Below are 19,531 nucleotides of genomic sequence, written 5' to 3' on the forward strand. Positions count from 1 at the left end.
ACCGCTCACCCCTCCGCGATCACCACCGCCGACGCGACCCCCGCGTCATGGCTGAGCGACACATGCCACGCCCGTACGCCCAGCTCCGCCGCCCGCGCCGCCACCGTCCCGCGCACCGCCAGCCGTGGCTGCCCGCTGGCCTCCGTCTCCACCTCCGCGTCGGTCCAGCGCAGCCCGCCCGGTGCGCCGAGCGCCTTGGCCAGGGCTTCCTTGGCCGCGAACCGGGCGGCGAGCGACGCGATCCCGCGCCGCTCGCCGCTCGGCAGGGTCAGCTCGGACGGGACGAACAGCCGGTCGGCCATCCCCGGTGTGCGCCGCAACGCATCGTCGAAGCGGTCGATCTCGGCCACGTCGATGCCGACCCCGATGATCATCGGCCGCTCACTCCACGGTCACGGACTTGGCCAGGTTGCGCGGCTGGTCGACCTCGTTGCCGCGCGCCGTGGCCAGTTCGCATGCGAAGACCTGCAGCGGCACGGTCGCGACCAGGGGCTGCAGCAGGGTCGGGGTGGCGGGGATCTCGATCAGGTGGTCCGCGTACGGGGCCACCGTCGTATCGCCGCGCTCGGCGATGACGATCGTCCGGGCGCCGCGGGCCCGGATCTCCTGGATATTGGAGACGATCTTGTCGTGGAGGACGGACCGGCCACGCGGCGAGGGCACCACCACCACGACCGGCAGATCCTCCTCGATCAGCGCGATCGGCCCGTGCTTGAGCTCACCGGCCGCGAAGCCCTCGGCGTGCATATAGGCGAGTTCCTTGAGCTTGAGCGCGCCCTCCAGGGCGACCGGGAAGCCGACGTGGCGGCCCAGGAACAGCACGGTGTTCTTGTTGGCCAGCGTCCGCGCCAGCTCCCGCACCGGCTCCATGGTCTCCAGCACCTGCTCGACCTGCGTGCCGATCTCGGACAGCTCGCGGATCACGGACTGGATCTCGTCGCCCCACTTGGTGCCGCGCACCTGCCCGAGGTACAGCGCCACCAGGTAGCAGGCCACCAGCTGGGTGAGGAACGCCTTGGTGGAGGCGACCGCGACCTCGGGCCCGGCGTGGGTGTACAGCACGGCGTCCGATTCACGCGGAATCGTGGAGCCGTTGGTGTTGCAGATGGCGAGCACCTTCGCGCCCTGTTCGCGCGCGTGCCGCAGGGCCATCAGCGTGTCCATGGTCTCGCCGGACTGCGAGATGGCGATCACCAGCGTCCGCGGGTCCAGGATCGGGTCACGGTAGCGGAACTCGCTGGCCAGCTCGGTCTCGCAGGGGATACGGGTCCAGTGCTCGATGGCGTACTTCGCGATCATCCCCGCGTGGTACGCGGTGCCGCAGGCCACGATGACGACCTTGTCGACCTCGCGCAGCACCGACGCCGGGATCCGGACCTCGTCCAGGGTCAGGTTCCCCGCCACGTCGATCCGCCCCAGCAGCGTGTCGGCGACGGCCTTCGGCTGCTCGGCGATCTCCTTGAGCATGAAGTAGTCGTAGCCGCCCTTCTCGGCGGCGGAGGCGTCCCAGTCCACGTGGTACGTACGGACCTCCGCGGGCGCCCCGTCGAAGTTTGTGACCGTCACACCGTCCCGGCGCGCCTCGACGACCTGGTCCTGGCCGAGCTCGATGGCCTCGCGGGTGTGGGCGATGAAGGCGGCCACGTCGGAGGCGAGAAACGCCTCGTCCTCGCCGACGCCGACGACCAGCGGCGAGTTGCGGCGCGCGCCGACCACCACATCGGGCGCGTCCGCATGCACCGCGACCAGCGTGAAGGCGCCCTCCAGCCTGCGGCAGACCTGCCGCATCGCCTCGGCGAGGTCGCCGCAGGACGAGAAGGACTCGGCGAGCAGATGCGCCACGACCTCGGTGTCCGTCTCGGAGGCCAGCTGGTGGCCGCGCTCGGCCAGCTCGGCGCGGAGCGCGGCGAAGTTCTCGATGATGCCGTTGTGGACGACGGACACCCGGCCCGCGTTGTCCAGGTGCGGATGGGCGTTGGCATCCGTCGGACCGCCGTGGGTGGCCCAGCGGGTGTGGCCGATGCCGGTGCCACCGCTGGGCAGCGGGCGGTCCGCAAGCTCCTTCTCCAGGTTGGCAAGCTTGCCGGCCTTCTTGGCCGCGGCCAGCCCACCGTCGGCGAGCACGGCGACGCCCGCCGAGTCATAGCCGCGGTATTCGAGCCGCTTCAACCCGGCGAGGACGACATCGAGGGCGGACTGCCCTCCCACATAACCAACGATTCCGCACATGCAGTGCAGCGTACGGCCCGTGGCCGCACCCGCGAGCCACCCCCCACCCGCAATCCGCCACCTGCCGGTCATCCGTCGCACGTCCGGCATCCACGGCGATGCATAATGCGCATGGGCGGCCGGGAGGCCGCCCATCTCATCTTTCAGGGGGGAATCATGCGCCGCGCCACCACTCATGCCCTCAGAGCCTGCGCCACCGCGACCGCGCTGCTCACGCTCGCCACCGGATGCTCCTCCGACGAGCAGGACGACACGAAGTCCGCCGCGAAGAAGGACCCCGGAAAGACGGCCACCGAGGCCGTCCGCGCCGCCGTGGCGAAGGTCCGCGGCACGAGCGCCGACATCCACGAGACCGTGGCGATCGCCGAAGGGGAGACCCGGTACACCATCTCCGCCGACGGCCCCTTCGACCTGGCCAAGGACAAGGGAAAGCTGTCGGTGGACTTCCCGGGGGGCGCGATCGACCACGTCGACGAGATCTTCGACGGCGACACCATCTACCTCAGCCAGGTCCAGGGCACGGACGACGGCACCTGGGGTTCGGTCGCGCGGGACAAGGTCGAGGCCCACTATCTGCTCCGCGCCCCGCTCAACGACCCCGAGCACTACCTCCGCCAGATCTCCGCGATGCGCAAGGTGGAGCGGTTCGGCTCCGACGAGACCGTCGGCGGAGCCCTCACCACCCGGTACCGGGGCTCGATCGACCACGCCACCCTCACCCTGCGCCTCGCCGACAAGCCCCGGAAGGGCGCCGAGAAGATACGGGATGCTCAGGGCACCGACCTGCCGGTCTTCGCCGACGCCTGGGTGGACCACCAGGGCCGGCTGGTGCGGCTGAAGATGACCTACCGCATGGCGACGGTGTCCGTCACGACCACCATGACGCTGTCCGCGTTCGGGAAGCCGGTGAAGGTCGCCGCGCCCGGCGCCTCCCGGACCGTCCCGGCGACCTCGAAGGGCGGCGTCCTGCTCGGCTGACCGAAAGCCTCGGCCGGCCGAAAGCCGCGCGTGGTGAACGCCACGCGAACGCCACGCGTGATGGACCCCACGCTCCGCCCGCCCCCACGCACCCGCGCCGAGCCCCGACAATGAGAGGATGATCACGTCTCCCGCGCAGGACGCGCACCCCGCGCACCCCGCACACCCGGAGCACGACTCACCGCCCCAGCACCCTCCCCGCACCCCACGGCGGCCGGAGCCGAGCCCGTACGTGGATCTGTCCCGCGCCGAGTGGAGCGCGCTGCGGGACAAGACCCCGCTGCCGCTCACCGCCGAGGAGGTCGAGCGGCTGCGCGGTCTCGGCGACGTCATCGACCTCGACGAGGTACGGGACGTCTACCTGCCGCTCTCCCGGCTGCTGAATCTGTACGTGGCCGCCACGGGCAGTCTGCGCGGCGCGCTCAACACCTTCCTCGGCGACACCAAGAAGGGCAACGGCACCCAGCCCGGTACGCCCTTCGTGATCGGCGTGGCGGGCAGCGTCGCGGTCGGCAAGTCCACCACCGCCCGGCTGCTCCAGGCGCTGCTGGCCCGCTGGCCCGAGCATCCGCGCGTCGAGTTGATCACCACAGACGGCTTTCTGCACCCCAACGCCGAGCTGCACCGGCGCGGCCTGATGTCCCGTAAGGGCTTCCCGGAGTCGTACGACCGCAGGGCCCTGACCCGGTTCGTCGCGGATGTGAAGGCGGGCAAGGAGGAGGTCTCGGCGCCCGTCTACTCCCACCTCATCTACGACATCGTGCCGGGCGAGCGGCTGACCGTACGCCGCCCCGACATCCTGATCGTCGAGGGGCTGAACGTGCTCCAGCCCGCGCTGCCCGGCAAGGACGGCCTCACCCGTGTCGGCCTCGCGGACTTCTTCGACTTCAGCGTGTACGTGGACGCCCGCGCCGAGGACATCGAGCGCTGGTACCTGGGCCGCTTCCGCAAGCTGCGCGAGACGGCCTTCCAGGACCCGTCCTCGTACTTCCGCAAGTACACCCAGGTCTCCGAGGAGGAGGCGCTGGACTACGCCCGGATGATGTGGCGCACCATCAACAGGCCCAATCTGCAGCAGAACGTGGCGCCCACCCGTGGCCGTGCCACGCTGGTGCTCCGCAAGGGCCCGGACCACAAGGTCCAGCGGCTGTCCCTGCGCAAACTCTGACACACGAACGGGAGCACCACCGTGCTGCATCTGCGGCTGATAGTCCCGGCCGACCGCACCGACGAGGTGGTGCGCACCGTGGAGAAGACGGTGGGTACCACCCACCTGGTGGTGATGCCTGGCGTCGCGCGCAACCCGGCGGGAGACGTGGTGCTGGTCGACGTGGCGCGCGAGGCGGGCGACGCCCTGCTGGGCGAGTTGCGCGCGCTGGGCCTGGACACCTATGGCTCGATCGCCGTCGAGAACATCGATCTGTCGCTGTCCAAGCGGGCCGACAAGGCGGAGGAGGAGGCGCCGGGCGAGGGCGCGGACGCCGTCCTGTGGGAGCAGCTGACCGAGGCCACCCACGAGGAGTCCACGCTCTCCGTCACCTTCCTGGCCTTCCTCGCCATCGCCACGATGATCGCGGCCTGTGGTGTGGTGCTGGACAACGCGATCCTGATCGTGGGCGCGATGGCGGTCGGCCCGGAGTTCGGCCCGCTGGCCGGGCTGTCCACCGCGCTGGTCCAGCGGGCCCCGCGGCTCGCGGCGCGCTCGCTGATCGCGCTGGTCGTGGGGTTCGCGGTGGCGATGGTGCTGACGACGGGCTTCGGCGTGCTCATGGACGCCTTCGGGCTGTTCTCCAAGGACCAGCTGGAGCGGCCGCGGCCGAACACCGGCTTCATCTGGAAGCCGGACATGTTCTCCTTCGTCGTGGCCCTGCTCGCCGGGGTCGCCGGAACGCTCTCGCTGACCTCGGCGAAGTCCGGGGCGCTGGTCGGCGTGGCGATCTCCGTCACCACGGTGCCGGCCGCGGCCAACGCGGCGGTGGCGCTCGGCTACGGCGAGATCGCCCAGATGTGGGGTTCGACGGAGCAGCTGCTGCTGAACCTGGCCGGGATCGTGGTCGCGGGCACGCTCACGCTGCTGGCCCAGAAGTATCTGTGGGCCAAGCAGCGAGAGCGCGCGCTCGGGCGCTAGCCGAGCGCGGACTTCACCGCGTCCGCGAGGCGCTCCGCGACCGACCGGGCCTGGTCGATGTCCGCGGCCTCGACCATCACGCGCACCAGGGGCTCGGTCCCGGACGGCCGCAGCAGCACCCGCCCGGTCTCGCCCAGCTCGCGCTCCGCGTCCGTCACCGCCGCGGCCAGCTCGGCGCTGGAGGCGACCCGGGACTTGTCCACGTCCCGGACGTTGATCAGCACCTGGGGCAGCCGCTCCATGACGGCCGCGAGGTCGGCCAGCGTACGGCCGGTGGCGGCCACCCGGGCGGCCAGCAGCAGCCCGGTCAGGGTGCCGTCGCCGGTGGTGGCGTGGTCGAGCACGATGACATGGCCGGACTGCTCGCCGCCCAGGGCGTAGCCGTGCTCCTTCATCTCCTCCAGCACATAGCGGTCGCCGACCGCCGTCTGGACCAGTTCGACGCCCTCGCGCCGCATGGCGAGTTTGAAGCCGAGGTTGGACATCACGGTGCCGACGACCGTGTTCTCCCGCAGACCGCCCGCCTCGCGCAGCGCGAGCGCGAGCACCGCGAGGATCTGGTCGCCGTCGACCTCCTCGCCCACCGCGTCCACGGCCAGGCAGCGGTCGGCGTCGCCGTCGTGTGCGATGCCCAGGTCGGCCCGGTGCTCGACGACGGCGGCCTGGAGCCGGTCCAGGTGGGTGGAGCCGTAGCCGTCGTTGATGTTGAGCCCGTCCGGCTCGGTGCCGATGGTGATGACCTCGGCGCCGGCCCGGGTGAACGCCTCGGGGGAGACCCGGGCGGCCGCGCCGTGCGCCCCGTCGATGACGACCTTCAGCCCGTCCAGCCGGTTGGGCAGGACGCCGATGAGGTGGGCGACGTACTTGTCGAAGCCCTCCCCGTACTCGCGCACCCGGCCCACGCCGGCGCCGGTCGGCCGGACCCACGGCTCGCCGGAGGCATGCGCGCGATAGGTGGTCTCGATCCGGTCCTCCAGCTCGTCCGCGAGCTTGTGGCCACCTCGGGCGAAGAACTTGATGCCGTTGTCGGGCATCGCGTTGTGGCTGGCGGACAGCATCACGCCCAGGTCCGCGCCGCGCGCGCCGGTCAGATACGCCACCGCGGGCGTCGGCAGCACGCCCACCCGCTCCACGTCCACACCCGCACTGGCAAGACCGGCCACCACGGCGGCCTCCAGGAACTCTCCGGACGCGCGCGGATCCCTCCCGACCACCGCCACCGGCCGATGGCCTTCGAAGGTTCCCGCTTCGGCGAGCACATGCGCCGCGGCGACCGACAGACCGAGCGCCATCTCAGCCGTCAGGTCGGCGTTGGCGACACCGCGCACACCGTCCGTACCGAAGAGTCGTCCCACTGGTGTCCTCCGAGATTACGAGCTGGGGGGCGGAAGCTTGCTTGTAGGTATACGCCCCCTGGTGCGAATAGCCGAACGCCCCGGCGGCACGGGTGGTGCCGCCGAGGCGTTCGAACAGGCGAGCGAAGCCGCCGTATGGGCAGCGCAGCCGCGCGATTAGCGCTTGCTGTACTGCGGCGCCTTACGGGCCTTCTTCAGACCGGCCTTCTTACGCTCGGTGGCGCGGTCGTCACGGGTCAGGAAGCCGGCCTTCTTCAGCGGGCCGCGGTTGTTGTCCACGTCCGCCTCGTTCAGCGCGCGGGCGATGCCCAGGCGCAGCGCACCGGCCTGACCGGAAACGCCGCCACCCGTGATGCGGGCGACGACGTCGTAGCGGTCGTCCAGCTCGAGCACCTTGAAGGGCTCGTTGACTTCCTGCTGGTGCACCTTGTTGGGGAAGTACCCCTCAAGGGTGCGACCGTTGATCTTCCACTGGCCGCTGCCCGGCACGATGCGGACGCGGGCGATGGCGTTCTTGCGACGCCCGGTGCCGGCGGCCGGCTGCGGCTCGCCGAAGCGGGACGCGAGCGACTCGGAGGTGTACTCCGACTCGATCGTCTCCACGCTCTCGGTGGTGTACTCCTCGACATCGAGGGGGGTCTCGGCGGTGGTCTCGGCCACGATGCTCCTCAGATTCTCTTCGTCTTAGGGGATGGCCGGACTACTGCGCGACCTGGGTGATCTCGAACGGGACCGGCTGCTGAGCGCCGTGCGGGTGCTGGTCGCCCGCGTAGACCTTCAGCTTCGAGAGCATCTGACGGCCCAGGGTGTTCTTGGGGAGCATGCCCTTGATGGCCTTCTCCACGGCCTTCTCCGGGCTCTTCTCCAGCAGCTCGTCGTAGCGGATGGAACGCAGACCACCCGGGTAGCCGGAGTGGCGGTACGCCATCTTCTGGGTCCGCTTGTTACCGGAGAGGTGCACCTTGTCGGCATTGATGATGATGACGAAGTCACCAGTGTCGACATGCGGCGCGTACACCGGCTTGTGCTTGCCCCGGAGAAGGGTGGCGGCCTGAGAGGCCAGGCGGCCCAGGACGACGTCGGTGGCGTCGATGACGTGCCACTGACGCTGGACGTCGCCGGGCTTGGGGCTGAACGTACGCACGGTCGTTGCCTTCGCTTCTTCAGTGATGGGGTCTCCCCAGGTCCGCCAGGACCGAGGGGACGGGTCCGAACAAGGCCACCCGGACGATCACGACAGCCTTGGCCGCACATCGGTGACGCAAACCGAGTGCCTGCCGCTGGTCATCGGCCCGGTGGACCGGCGTAACGGCCTCTCACGTGAGAACGAGCAAGCCAATACGCATAACGAACTGGCAGAATACCGGCCCGCCCCCGTACGGGTCAAAACGCCCCCGGCACGTTCCCGCACCGCTCACCTCTTACGGGCCACCCGTCCCTCGTCCCAGACCGGCTCCGGCGCCTCCCGCACCACCCCGTCCGCCCCGAAGACCAAAAAGCGGTCGAAGGACCGGGCGAACCACCGGTCGTGCGTAACGGCCAGCACCGTCCCCTCGTACCGCTCAAGCCCCTCCTGCAGCGCCTCCGCGCTCTCCAGGTCCAGGTTGTCCGTCGGCTCGTCCAGCAGCAGCGCGGTGGACCCCGCAAGCTCCAGCAGCAGGATCTGACCCCTTCCTTCTGGGGGACACCCCCAGACCCCCGTAGGCCTGCTGCCCACCCGACAGCTTGCCGAAGCGCTGGTCACTCTGGCGCTCCAGCTCACAGCGGCGCACCGCGGCTCACCTCTTACGGGCCACCCGTCCCTCGTCCCAGACCGGCTCCGGCGCCTCCCGCACCACCCCGTCCGCCCCGAAGACCAAAAAGCGGTCGAAGGACCGGGCGAACCACCGGTCGTGCGTAACGGCCAGCACCGTCCCCTCGTACCGCTCAAGCCCCTCCTGCAGCGCCTCCGCGCTCTCCAGGTCCAGGTTGTCCGTCGGCTCGTCCAGCAGCAGCGCGGTGGACCCCGCAAGCTCCAGCAGCAGGATCTGGAAGCGGGCCTGCTGCCCGCCCGACAGCTTGTCGAAGCGCTGGTCGCCCTGGCGCTCCAGCTCATAGCGGCGCAGCGCGCTCATCGCGCCGCCCCGGTCCTTGGCGTGCTCGGTCCACAGGATGTCGACGAGGGGGCGCCCGTCCAGCTCGGGGTGGGCGTGGGTCTGCGCGAAGTGTCCGGGCACCACCCGCGCCCCCAGCTTCCAGACGCCCGTATGCGCGACCCCGTCGCCCGCCAGCAGCCGCAGGAAGTGCGACTTCCCCGAGCCGTTGCTGCCGAGTACGGCCACCCGCTCCCCGTAGAAGACCTCCAGGTCGAACGGTTTCATCAGCCCGGTGAGCTCCAGCCCCTGGCAGGTCACCGCGCGCACCCCGGTCCGGCCGCCCTTCAGCCGCATCCGGATGTCCTGCTCACGCGGCGGCTCCTGCGGCGGGCCCGCCTCCTCGAACTTCCGCAGCCGGGTCTTCGCGGCCTGGTAGCGGCTGGCCATGTCCGAGTTGTACGCCGCCTTCTGCTTGAAGGTGAGCATCAGCTGCCGCAGCTTGGCGTGCTCCTCGTCCCAGCGCCGCCGCAGCTCCTCGAAGCGGGCGAAGCGCTCCTTACGGGCCTGGTGGTACGTGCCGAAGCCGCCGCCGTGCACCCATACGTCGCTGCCCGCCGGGCCCGGCTCCACGCTGATGATCTTCTCCGCGGAGCGCGCCAGCAGCTCCCGGTCATGGGAGACGAACAGCACCGTCTTCTTCGTCTCCCGCAGCCGCTCCTCCAGCCACCGCTTGCCGGGGACGTCCAGATAGTTGTCCGGCTCGTCCAGCAGCAGCACCTCGTCGGCGCCGCGCAGCAGCGACTCCAGCACCAGCCGCTTCTGCTCACCGCCCGACAGCGTCCGCACCTGGCGCCACTGCGCCCGCTCGTACGGGACACCGAGCGCGGCCATGGTGCACATGTCCCACACCGTCTCGGCCTCGTACCCGCCCGCCTCGGCCCAGTCGCTGAGCGCCTGCGCGTAACTCATCTGCGCGGGCTCGTCATCCTTGGTCATGATCGCGTACTCGGCCGCGTCCACCGCCCCGGCGGCCTTCCGGATCCCCGGCCGCGCGACCGACACCAGCAGGTCCCGCACCGTCCGGTCGTCCCGTACGGACCCCACGAACTGCGGCATCACCCCGAGCCCGCCGCTGACCGTCACCGCTCCACCGTGCGGCTTGAGCTCCCCCGCGATCAGCCTCAGCAGCGTGGTCTTCCCCGCGCCGTTGGCCCCCACCAGCGCGACCGCGGCGCCCTCACCGACCCGGAACGACACATCCCCGAGCAGCACCCGCCCATCCGGGAGGTAGTACTCGAGATGGCCCGCCTCCACATGTCCCATGCACCGGATTGTGACCTCTGGCGGTGTACCGGACCAACCGGTTTAGCACCCGACCGGATTAAGATGCGCGCCATGAGCTTTGGGCAAGGGGGGCCTTACGGGCCCGGGGGAGGCTACGGGCCCGGGGGATCCCAACCGCCGACGCCCGACTGGGCGGCGCTCGCCGACGACACCGCAAGGCGCGGCCGCCGCCGCAAGCTGCTGTTCATCGGCGGCGGTGTGCTCGCGACGGCCGCCGTGGCGGCGATCGTCGCCACGGCCGTGATCAGCAGCGGCGGCAAGGGCGACTCCGGCAAGTCCGACAAGTCCGCCAGTCAGCTGCCCGCGCCGCAGGACCTGCCCAGCGAGTCCCCCACCCCCGAGCCCACGTTCTCCGATGTGGCCCCACCGGCCCCGCCGAAGCCGCTGGACATCATCTCCAGCGCGAAGCGGGACAAGGCGCCGATCAGCACCGGCACCCTCTTCCCCGGTGACAAGGCCGTCGGGAACGGCCATGAGTACTCCAAGGCCGCGACCGCCGCCACGAAGAACTGCGCGACGGCGGCCCAGGGCGGCCTCGGCTCCGTCCTCACCAACAACGGCTGCCGCCAACTGTTCCGCGCGACCTTCTCCAAGGACGGCGTCGCGGTCACCGTCGGCATCGCCGTCTTCGACACCAAGGCGGCGGCGGAGCGGGCCAAGAATCAGTCGGGGCCCAATGTGGCGTCCCTCGCCGGCGACGGCGTACCCGTCTTCTGCCGCCAGGCCGACTGCCAGGCATCCGCCAACGCCATCGGCCGCTACGCCTACTTCACCATCGCCGGCTACACCTCCGGCACGGACGTGACCAGCAGCGACACCAAGGCGGTGGGGGCGGGACGCGATATCGCGGACTACGCCTTCCGCCGCATCCTGGAGCGCGGCAACCAGCAGGCGTCAGCGGCGGCGACGGCCACCGACTAGAAGCCGCCGCCCGGCCCGTACCCGGCTCCGCGGCCGGGCACTGGCGGACGGCGGCGCTCTGTTACGCCTTCAGCGCCTTCTCCAACTTGGCGACCTGCGCCGCGACCACGGCGTCCGGGAGGAGGGGCTTGGTGGGGTTCGCGATGTCGACGCCGAAGAACACGGACAGGTGCGTACCGGAGCGCACGACCGTGAACTTCACGGTGCCGACGTCCTCCGTGCCCGCCTCGGCCAAGGTGTAGGCCAGCGCCTCGTCGCCGAGCTTCGGCGCGGTCAGCGTCTCCACCTTCGCGACGTCCGCCTTCTCGCCGCTCCCGTCAGTCGCCTTGAACCCACCGGCGCAGGCCGCGAGAGCGCCCCGCAGGTCCGATACGGTCTGCTCGGCGCCGGCCTCCGCGTACGAGGACAGCCGGATCATGCCCGTGGCGGTCCCCGTGCCCTTGCCGCTGCCGGTCAGCGCCCCGGCCGAGGAGAACGTCGCGTACGCCGAGTCCTTCGGCGCCGGGTTCGTCTGAGCCCCCATCAACTGCGCCAGCGGCTGGCACTTGGCGTCCGCGGCCTTCGCCTCCCCGCCGTCCGAGTACTCCTTGTCCGTCATCTTCTCGACGTCGAAGCCCTTGATGTCGGCCTTCACGACCACGGCCTTCTCCAGCGCGGCCTTCGGCAGCGGCGCGGCCTGCTGCTCCGCCGCCGGCGTCTTCTCAGCCGACTTCTCCGACGACTTGTCGGACTTCTTGTCACCGTCGGAGTCGCCGCCGCACGCGGTCACCAACCCCAGCGCCGCCACGGCCGTGACCGCCAACACGACGCGCGACACAGACTTACTCACGTTTTGTCCATCCTTGGTTGACTCTCCCGCGATCGCGGTTGAGGTCATCAAACATCGGGTTGCACCTGGTCGAACAGAGATTTCCATGACAATCCGATATCGCCGAAAAGGTTGCGCAACGCCGAATCACGAGATCGCAACGGCCCGGCGGCACGGAATCCCCCGAGCATGGCAGAGGCCGTCCCGATCGTGAGCGAGATTCGGCCCTTCCCGCTGCCGGCCGCCTGTGCCGCGACGTGTGCGGCCGCGCGGGCGGCTCGTCCGGTCGCTCGCCTTGCACCGTGGAGGACACAGCCCGGCCTGCTGTGGTTCTGGTTCGGCCCCACCGGCTGGCGCACCTTGGTGATCGAGAACGGCTGGTCATGGGACCGGACCGAGAGCGTCCTCTACCGAACGGCAGTCGCCACTCCTTGCTGAATCGGTGCCAGTCCACCCTGTTTCCCGCAGCGGACCCGGGGATTCCCGGGATGCCCCGACACGCAACCCCCGCGGAGGGTTGTACCGGATAACTCAGATGTGGGGCATCGCATATCACCTGCCGCAAAAGCAACCTTTCCCTCGGTGCTCTGTCTTAACGAACAAAACCGCCCCGTACCGGCCCTGACCAAGCCGGGCAGGCGGTATCAGCGCAGAGACTCGGGCCGGAGGGGGGCCGACGCGCGGCGGGGTTGCCCCGGCCGTGCGCACATCACCATGAAGATCTCATTTCTGCTGCACAACGCGTACGGAATAGGCGGCACCATCCGCACGACCTTCAATATGGCAAGCGCGCTCGCGGCCCGCCATACGGTCGAGATCGTCACCGTCATGCGGACCCACAGCGCGCCCAGTCTCCCCCTCCACCCCGCCGTCCGGATCACCCCGCTGATCGACCGGCGCCCGGAGGCGAAGGGGAGCGACGCGGACAACGCCCTTCTCGAACAGCCCACTTCGCATATCCCGGCCGCCGAGGCGAAGGGCACCACGAACTTCAACGCGCTGACCGACCAGCGCATCGCCGCATACCTCGCGGACACCGACGCGGACGTGGTCATCGCGACCCGCCCCGGGCTGGTGATCTACCTCGCCGAGTTCGGGCAGCGCCGCTATGTGCGGATCGGGCAGGAGCACCGGATCTACGGCACCCACCAGGCGTCGCTCCGCGCCGCCTGCGACGCCGCGATCGCCCGGCTGGACGCGTACACCACCGTCTCGGAGGCCGACGCCGGGACGCACCGCGCCCATCTGCCCGGCGTGACCACCCGGATCGTCGGGCTGCCCAACGGGGTCCCCGCCACGGAAGTGGAGCCCTCGGACTCCTCGGCGAAGCTGGTCGTGGCGGCCGGGCGGCTCATCCCCGTCAAGCGGTACGACCTGCTGGTGGAGGCCTGGGCCACGGTCGCCGCCAAGCACCCCGACTGGCATCTGCGCATCTACGGCCGAGGCCCCCAGCAGCCCGTACTCCGCCGCCGGATCGACGAGCTCGGCCTGGCCGACCACATCACGCTCATGGGCGCCCACTCCCCCATCGAGACCGAGTGGGCCAAGGGCTCGATCGCCGCCGTCACCTCGCGCGAGGAGTCGTTCGGGATGACGATCGTGGAGGCCATGCACTGCGGTGTGCCCGTCGTCGCCACCGACTGCCCGCACGGGCCCGGCGAGATCATCACGCACGGCCGGGACGGCCTCCTCGTCCCCGTCGGCGACAGCGACGCCATCGCCAAGGGGCTGCTGAGCCTGATCGAGGACGACGAGCTGCGCCGCGCGATGGGCGCGGCGGCGCGCACGGCGGCGCGGCGGTATGTGCCGGAGCGCGTGGCGCAGGCGTACGAGCAGCTGTTCACGGAGCTCTACGAGGCGCGCGGCGCGGCCGTCCCGGCCACCCGCCGCGCACGCGGTCCGCTGCTGGGGCTCCGCAGCCCCTTGGCGATGGCGTCGCCCCTGAAGACCACCCTCAAGGGCGCGGTCAAACAGCTGATCCGCAAGCCGTTGCGCCCCAGCGCCTCCTGCCGCGTCGACGCGGACGGCAATCTGACCGTCCTGATCGACCGCACGGACATGCGCGGCACCGATCTCGCGCTCACCCTCACCCGCCGCGACTACCACGACGGCCAGGGGACGGCCCCGCTCACCCTGCCCCTGCGTCCCCCCGCCACCGACGACGCCCCCTGGACCGCGCTGCTCGACCGCCGCGCCCTCACCCTCGCCGAGGGCCGCTGGGATCTGCACGTCGTACGGCCGGGCGACGGCGCCCGCCGCCGCGTGGACTGCCGCTTCGCGGAGGGGCGCGGCCTGCTGGACCTCGAGCCGCTGCCCGACGCCCCGTTCTCCTGGTGGATCCCGTACCGCACCGTGGGCGGCCATCTCGCGCTGCGCACCTGGCGCCGCCGGGCCCACGCCGAGGCCCGTACGATCCACGCCGACGCCGAGGCGATCAGCGTGGCGGGCACCCTGCACGGCACCGCCTTCCCGGCGGACGCGGCCCCCACCGTCTGGGCCGTTCCGCGCGGCGGCGCGTCGAGCGCCTTCACCATCCCCGTCACGGCCCTCGGCCCGGCCGACTTCCGCTTCACCGTCCCGTACGAGCGGATCCGCGAAGCCGACGCGCACTCAGCCAAGGCGCCGGTATGGGATCTGACGCTCCGTCTCACCCCGGATGGCGCCGCGGTCGCGGGCGACGCCGCTCCGCTCCGGGTCGGCCGGATCCTGGGGGACATCGTCGACCGCAACAAGACGGACCTCTACCCGGTCACCGACGGGGTCCGCCCCTACCTGACCAAGGCGAACAACCTGGCCGTCACCCTCCCGGCGTGACACCTCAGCAGCAGCCCGCCCCTGGCGCAGGATGCGCCAGCGGCAGCGTCCGCTTGTTGCGCGCCTCGCGGTTGCGGGCGGCGAGTTGGCCATCGGCGGGGTAGCCGACCTCTTCGAGGGTCAGCCCATGGGGGCGGACGACATGGACCGCGGAGTCGCGCACCCCGGCGGCCAGCACCTTGGCGGGCCAGTCCGCCGGGCGGTGGCCGTCGCCGACGAAGAGAAGGGCGCCGACCAGGGCCCGGACCATGTTGTGGCAGAAGGCATCGGCCCGCACGGTCGCCGTGATGATGCCGTCGGGGCCGCGCTCCCAGCTCAGCCGCTGGAGGGTGCGGATGGTGGTGGCGCCGTCGCGCTTCTTGCAGTACGCCGCGAAGTCGTGCTCCCCGAGCAGCTTCTGCGCGGCCTCGTTCATGGCGTCCACGTCCAGCGGCCAGTCGTGCCACAGCACATGGCCGCGCAGCAGCGGGTCGACGCCGCCGGGGTGGTCGACGACGCGGTAGGCGTAGCGGCGCCAGATGGCGGAGAAGCGGGCGTTGAAGCCGGGCGGGGCCTCGGCGACGGACCAGACGCGTATGTCGTGCGGAAGCCGGCCGGCCAGGCGGCGCAGCAGCTTCTCGCGGTGCTCGGCCCAGACGGGCTCAGGGAGGTCGACATGGGCGACCTGGCCGCGCGCGTGGACGCCGGCGTCGGTGCGGCCCGCGACCGTCAGCTCCACCGGGTCCTGCATGCGCATGACGACCCGCAGGGCGCTCTCCAGCTCGCCCTGTACGGTGCGCACCGTGTCCCGGCCGCGCTGCTTGGCCCAGCCCGAGAAGTCCGTGCCGTCGTACGACAGGTTCAGCCGGACGCGTACATAGCCTTCGGGCGCCTCGTCCGTCACCCAGAAATCCTCTCCATGCGGGACGGGCCCGCCCCCAAGTCGCTGGGAGCGGGCCCGTCCGTCACCTCAAGCCGTCAGACGCTCAGGCGTCCGGCTCACCCCCGCGCAAGCGGGGACAGACTCAGGCGTCCTTGGACTCCTCCGCCGGGGCCTCAGCCTCGGCGGCCTCCGCCGGAGCCTCGTCCTTCTTCAGGCCCTCGAGCGCCTGGTCGCCGGCAGCGTCCTTCGCGGTGCGCTTGGTGGCGGCCTCGGCCTCGCCGACAGCCTGCTGCTGCACGGTCAGCGCCTCGACCAGCTCGATGATCGCCATGGGAGCGTTGTCGCCACGGCGGTTACCGATCTTGGTGATGCGGGTGTAGCCACCCGGCCGGTTCTCGTAGCGCGGGCCGATCTCCGTGAAGAGGGTGTGCACCACGCTCTTGTCACGGATGGTCTGCAGCACCAGACGGCGGTTGTGAAGGTCACCCTTCTTCGCCTTGGTGATCAGCTTCTCCGCGACCGGGCGCAGGCGGCGGGCCTTCGCCTCGGTGGTCTTGATGCGGCCGTGCTCGAACAGCGAGGTGGCGAGGTTCGCCAGCATCAGCCGCTCGTGCGCCGCGCTGCCGCCCAGACGGGCGCCCTTGGTGGGCCTCGGCATTGTTTCTCCTTTGGTCTGCACCGGCCGTATGAGGTACCGGTGTCAGTTACCGACGGGCGAACGCCCGCCGGAAGTCTTCAGGCACAGCCTCAGGGCCCCCAGCTCAGAACTCAGAGCTCGGGGCCCCAGGGCTCAGTACTGCTCGGTCTCGACGAAACCGGCGTCCGCGTCGTCGTCCGCGCCGAACGCGTCCGCGGCAGCGGTCGGGTCGAACCCGGGCGGGCTGTCCTTGAGCGCCAGGCCCATACCGGCCAGCTTGGCCTTGACCTCGTCGATCGACTTGGCGCCGAAGTTGCGGATGTCGAGCAGGTCCGCCTCGGACCGCGCCACGAGCTCACCCACGGAGTGGATGCCCTCGCGCTTGAGGCAGTTGTACGAGCGGACGGTGAGCTCGAGCTCCTCGATCGGCAGCGCCAGATCGGCGGCCAGGGCGGCGTCCGTCGGGGACGGGCCCATGTCGATGCCCTCGGCGTCGATGTTCAGCTCGCGGGCGAGACCGAACAGCTCGACCAGGGTCTTACCGGCGGAGGCCATGGCGTCGCGCGGACGCATCGCCTGCTTGGTCTCGACGTCGACGATCAGCTTGTCGAAGTCGGTGCGCTGCTCGACACGGGTCGCCTCGACCTTGTAGGTGACCTTGAGCACCGGCGAGTAGATGGAGTCGACCGGGATCCGGCCGATCTCCTGGCCGACCTGCTTGTTCTGGACGGCGGAGACATAGCCGCGACCGCGCTCGACGGTCAGCTCCATCTCCAGCTTGCCCTTGCCGTTCAGCGTGGCCAGGACCAGGTCGGGGTTGTGCACCTCGACACCGGCCGGCGGGGCGATGTCGGCGGCGGTGACCAGGCCGGGGCCCTGCTTGCGCAGGTACATCACGACCGGCTCGTCGTGCTCGGAGGAGACGACCAGCTGCTTGATGTTGAGGATGAGGTCGGTGACGTCCTCCTTGACGCCCGGCACGGTGGTGAACTCGTGCAGGACCCCGTCGATCCGGATGCTGGTGACAGCCGCACCGGGGATCGAGGAGAGAAGCGTACGACGCAGGGAGTTGCCGAGGGTGTAGCCGAAGCCCGGCTCCAGCGGCTCGATCACGAACCGGGAGCGGAATTCGTCGACGACCTCTTCGGTCAACGAAGGACGCTGAGCGATCAGCATGGTGTTTCGATCCTTCAGTCGTGGGCGCCCGCTATTTGACGCCCTCTGTACTGACGATGGTACGGGCGGCACGGGCCAAACGGCTCGTACCGCCCGTATCCGGAGCCACCCCGAGAGATGGCCCAAGCGTCGTGCTTACTTCGAGTAGAGCTCGACGATCAGCTGCTCCTGCACCTGGGTGTCGATCACCTGGCGCTCGGGCAGCGAGTGGACGAGGATCCGCAGCTGCGACGGAATGGCCTCCAGCCACGCCGGCACGGTGCGCTCGCCGGCCTCGGCCTGAGCCACCTGGAAGGGGGTCAGGGTCCGGGACTTCGGGCGGACCTCGACGATGTCGTTCACGGCGACGCGGGCCGACGGGATGTCGGTCTTGCGGCCGTTCACATTGATGTGGCCGTGGCGGACCAGCTGCCGGGCGTGGTCGCGGGACTTGGCGAAGCCGGCCCGGTAGATCACGTTGTCCAGCCGCGACTCGAGGATGCGAAGAAGGTTCTCACCGGTCTTGCCGGTCTTCTTGTTCGCCTCCGCGTAGTAACCACGGAACTGCTTCTCAAGGACGCCGTAGATACGGGTGGCCTTCTGCTTCTCACGGAGCTGCAGCAGGTACTCGCTGTCCTTGGTGCGCCCGCGACCGTGCTCACCCGGGGGGTAAGGACGGATCTCGATCGGGCACTTCGCGCTCTCGCACTTGCTCCCCTTGAGGAAGAGCTTCTGCTTCTCCCGACGGCAACGCTTGCAGTCGGCCCCGGTGTAACGCGCCATTTTCTGGTATCTCTCCTACTTCAGCTGGTCAGACGCGGCGACGCTTGGGCGGGCGGCATCCGTTGTGCGGAGTCGGAGTGACGTCCTGGATCGAACCCACCTCCAGGCCGGTGGCCTGGAGCGAGCGGATCGCGGTCTCACGGCCGGAGCCCGGACCCTTGACGAACACGTCGACCTTGCGCATGCCGTGCTCCTGCGCCCGGCGGGCGGCCGACTCGGCGGCCATCTGCGCGGCGAACGGAGTCGACTTGCGCGAGCCCTTGAAGCCGACGTGGCCGGCCGAGGCCCAAGAGATCACGTTCCCGGTCGGGTCGGTGATCGAGACGATGGTGTTGTTGAACGTGCTCTTGATGTGAGCGTGCCCGTGGGCGACGTTCTTCTTCTCCTTGCGGCGCACCTTCTTGGCGCCGGCCGTACGGCTCTTCGGAGGCATTCGGTGTATCTCCCGTGGAGGTGGTCGGTCCTACAGCCGGACCGCTTGAACAGCGTCCGGTGCGGACTACTTCTTGCCCGGCTTCTTCTTACCGGCGATGGCGCGACGCGGGCCCTTGCGGGTGCGGGCGTTGGTGCTGGTGCGCTGGCCGTGGACCGGCAGGCCCCGGCGGTGACGCAGACCCTGGTAGCAGCCGATCTCGACCTTGCGGCGGATGTCGGCCTGGATCTCGCGACGGAGGTCACCCTCGGTCTTGATGTTGTTGTCCACGTACTCGCGGATCTTGACCAGGTCCTCTTCCGCCAGGTCGCGAACGCGGGTGTCCGGGTTCACGCCGGTGTTGGCGAGGGTCTGCTGGGCAAGGGTGCGGCCGATGCCGAAGACATAGGTGAGGGCGACCTCGACGCGCTTGTCGCGCGGGAGGTCAACGCCTGCGAGGCGTGCCATGAATCTGGCTCCAGATGGTTGTCGGAGGTCTTCCGCAGCACCACTCCCGGCCGCCGCGCGGCGGCCGCCGGGTCCCCGGCCTCCGACCGGGGGTGTCGTCCCCGCGGGCACGGGAACGGGTGACTGCGTATGTACGTATGTGTATGCGTCGCGCGAAGATACTGCGAGGTGCAGGTCGTGCGGTCAGGCGTACGTCAGCCCTGGCGCTGCTTGTGGCGCAGGTTGTCGCAGATGACCATGACCCGACCGTGGCGGCGGATCACCTTGCACTTGTCGCAGATCTTCTTGACGCTCGGCTTGACCTTCATGGGTGTGAGGTTCTCCGGGTCGTGAGATCTACTTGTAGCGGTAGACGATCCGTCCGCGCGTCAGGTCGTACGGAGACAGCTCCACGACGACCCGGTCATCGGGCAGGATGCGGATGTAGTGCATACGCATCTTGCCGCTGATGTGCGCGAGGACCTTGTGACCGTTCTGGAGCTCCACCTTGAACATCGCGTTCGGCAGAGACTCGATCACGGTGCCCTCGATTTCGATGGCGCCTTGCTTCTTGGCCATGTCC

General features: G+C 70.2%; 20 protein-coding genes and 1 pseudogene. 5 read left to right on the forward strand and 16 right to left on the reverse strand.

Translation table 11 applies throughout. From position 1 onward, the window contains the following. Window positions 1-5: 5 nt before the first annotated feature. Both ACH4U7_RS14875 and glmS read right to left on the reverse strand, forming a co-directional pair. Window positions 6-374 (reverse strand): holo-ACP synthase, encoded by a 369-nt coding sequence (locus tag ACH4U7_RS14875; protein ID WP_398528343.1) that lies wholly within the window; start codon window positions 372-374, stop codon window positions 6-8. Window positions 375-381: 7 nt separating this feature from the next. After that, window positions 382-2,229 (reverse strand): glutamine--fructose-6-phosphate transaminase (isomerizing), encoded by a 1,848-nt coding sequence (gene glmS, locus ACH4U7_RS14880; RefSeq protein WP_398528344.1) that lies wholly within the window; start codon window positions 2,227-2,229, stop codon window positions 382-384. 156 nt (window positions 2,230-2,385) lie between these two features. On the opposite strand from glmS, the gene ACH4U7_RS14885 reads away from it, so the two are divergent. From ACH4U7_RS14885 to ACH4U7_RS14895, 3 genes are all read left to right on the forward strand, one after another. Further along, window positions 2,386-3,207: a hypothetical protein gene (locus ACH4U7_RS14885; RefSeq protein ID WP_398528345.1), complete on the forward strand. Its 822-nt coding sequence runs from the start codon at window positions 2,386-2,388 to the stop codon at window positions 3,205-3,207. A gap of 118 nt (window positions 3,208-3,325) precedes the next feature. Continuing rightward, on the forward strand, window positions 3,326-4,375 hold the full coding sequence (coaA, locus tag ACH4U7_RS14890) for a type I pantothenate kinase (RefSeq protein WP_398528346.1): 1,050 nt from the start codon (window positions 3,326-3,328) through the stop codon (window positions 4,373-4,375). 21 nt (window positions 4,376-4,396) lie between these two features. After that, window positions 4,397-5,335 carry a DUF389 domain-containing protein gene (locus ACH4U7_RS14895; RefSeq protein ID WP_398528347.1) on the forward strand — a complete coding sequence of 313 codons (939 nt, stop codon included), beginning with the start codon at window positions 4,397-4,399 and terminating at the stop codon, window positions 5,333-5,335. Here ACH4U7_RS14895 and glmM read toward each other — a convergent pair. The 5 genes and pseudogenes from glmM to ACH4U7_RS14920 form a co-directional block, all read right to left on the reverse strand. After that, complete coding sequence (gene glmM / locus ACH4U7_RS14900) at window positions 5,332-6,690, reverse strand: phosphoglucosamine mutase (RefSeq protein WP_398528348.1); 1,359 nt, start codon at window positions 6,688-6,690, stop codon at window positions 5,332-5,334. The two genes, ACH4U7_RS14895 and glmM, sit on opposite strands and share 4 nt — an antisense overlap. A 156-nt stretch (window positions 6,691-6,846) precedes the next feature. Continuing rightward, the gene (gene rpsI, locus ACH4U7_RS14905; protein ID WP_398528349.1) at window positions 6,847-7,350 is read right to left on the reverse strand and encodes a 30S ribosomal protein S9; all 504 of its coding nucleotides are present in this window, start codon (window positions 7,348-7,350) and stop codon (window positions 6,847-6,849) included. Window positions 7,351-7,390: 40 nt separating this feature from the next. Next, window positions 7,391-7,834 carry a 50S ribosomal protein L13 gene (gene rplM / locus ACH4U7_RS14910; protein WP_319687995.1) on the reverse strand — a complete coding sequence of 148 codons (444 nt, stop codon included), beginning with the start codon at window positions 7,832-7,834 and terminating at the stop codon, window positions 7,391-7,393. A 270-nt stretch (window positions 7,835-8,104) separates the two neighbouring features. Then, window positions 8,105-8,462: pseudogene (locus ACH4U7_RS14915) on the reverse strand (ABC transporter ATP-binding protein); the annotation flags it as partial. 6 nt (window positions 8,463-8,468) lie between these two features. Beyond that, a complete protein-coding gene (locus ACH4U7_RS14920) occupies window positions 8,469-10,088 on the reverse strand; it encodes an ABC-F family ATP-binding cassette domain-containing protein (protein WP_398528350.1) in 1,620 nt (539 codons plus the stop codon). Window positions 10,089-10,160: 72 nt separating this feature from the next. Here ACH4U7_RS14920 and ACH4U7_RS14925 point away from each other — a divergent pair, with 72 nt between their 5' ends. Continuing rightward, window positions 10,161-11,030: a hypothetical protein gene (locus ACH4U7_RS14925; RefSeq protein WP_398528351.1), complete on the forward strand. Its 870-nt coding sequence runs from the start codon at window positions 10,161-10,163 to the stop codon at window positions 11,028-11,030. A 61-nt stretch (window positions 11,031-11,091) separates the two neighbouring features. On the opposite strand, the gene ACH4U7_RS14930 is transcribed toward ACH4U7_RS14925, so the two are convergent. Next, a complete protein-coding gene (locus ACH4U7_RS14930; protein WP_398528352.1) occupies window positions 11,092-11,859 on the reverse strand; it encodes a hypothetical protein in 768 nt (255 codons plus the stop codon). Between the two features lie 693 nt (window positions 11,860-12,552). Between ACH4U7_RS14930 and ACH4U7_RS14935 the strand changes: the two genes are divergently transcribed. Beyond that, window positions 12,553-14,652, forward strand: coding sequence for a glycosyltransferase (locus tag ACH4U7_RS14935; RefSeq protein WP_398528353.1), 2,100 nt, complete (start codon window positions 12,553-12,555; stop codon window positions 14,650-14,652). A 4-nt stretch (window positions 14,653-14,656) separates the two neighbouring features. On the opposite strand, the gene truA is transcribed toward ACH4U7_RS14935, so the two are convergent. From truA to infA, 8 genes are all read right to left on the reverse strand, one after another. Beyond that, on the reverse strand, window positions 14,657-15,535 hold the full coding sequence (gene truA, locus ACH4U7_RS14940; RefSeq protein ID WP_398528354.1) for a tRNA pseudouridine(38-40) synthase TruA: 879 nt from the start codon (window positions 15,533-15,535) through the stop codon (window positions 14,657-14,659). Window positions 15,536-15,656: 121 nt separating this feature from the next. Beyond that, window positions 15,657-16,172, reverse strand: coding sequence for a 50S ribosomal protein L17 (gene rplQ / locus ACH4U7_RS14945; protein ID WP_398528355.1), 516 nt, complete (start codon window positions 16,170-16,172; stop codon window positions 15,657-15,659). 132 nt (window positions 16,173-16,304) lie between these two features. Beyond that, the gene (locus ACH4U7_RS14950) at window positions 16,305-17,327 is read right to left on the reverse strand and encodes a DNA-directed RNA polymerase subunit alpha (protein ID WP_003966937.1); all 1,023 of its coding nucleotides are present in this window, start codon (window positions 17,325-17,327) and stop codon (window positions 16,305-16,307) included. 135 nt (window positions 17,328-17,462) lie between these two features. Further along, window positions 17,463-18,089 (reverse strand): 30S ribosomal protein S4, encoded by a 627-nt coding sequence (gene rpsD, locus ACH4U7_RS14955; RefSeq protein WP_398528356.1) that lies wholly within the window; start codon window positions 18,087-18,089, stop codon window positions 17,463-17,465. A 28-nt stretch (window positions 18,090-18,117) separates the two neighbouring features. After that, the gene (rpsK, locus tag ACH4U7_RS14960; protein WP_009715860.1) at window positions 18,118-18,522 is read right to left on the reverse strand and encodes a 30S ribosomal protein S11; all 405 of its coding nucleotides are present in this window, start codon (window positions 18,520-18,522) and stop codon (window positions 18,118-18,120) included. Window positions 18,523-18,588: 66 nt separating this feature from the next. Next, complete coding sequence (gene rpsM, locus ACH4U7_RS14965) at window positions 18,589-18,969, reverse strand: 30S ribosomal protein S13 (RefSeq protein WP_060945198.1); 381 nt, start codon at window positions 18,967-18,969, stop codon at window positions 18,589-18,591. A 194-nt stretch (window positions 18,970-19,163) separates the two neighbouring features. Beyond that, window positions 19,164-19,277, reverse strand: a complete 114-nt coding sequence (gene rpmJ, locus ACH4U7_RS14970) for a 50S ribosomal protein L36 (RefSeq protein ID WP_003956441.1) — start codon at window positions 19,275-19,277, stop codon at window positions 19,164-19,166. 28 nt (window positions 19,278-19,305) lie between these two features. Further along, on the reverse strand, window positions 19,306-19,527 hold the full coding sequence (gene infA, locus ACH4U7_RS14975; RefSeq protein WP_003956442.1) for a translation initiation factor IF-1: 222 nt from the start codon (window positions 19,525-19,527) through the stop codon (window positions 19,306-19,308). Window positions 19,528-19,531: the final 4 nt, after the last annotated feature.

The sequence above is a fragment of the Streptomyces sp. NPDC020845 genome (assembly GCF_044334165.1).
Lineage (GTDB): Bacteria > Actinomycetota > Actinomycetes > Streptomycetales > Streptomycetaceae > Streptomyces.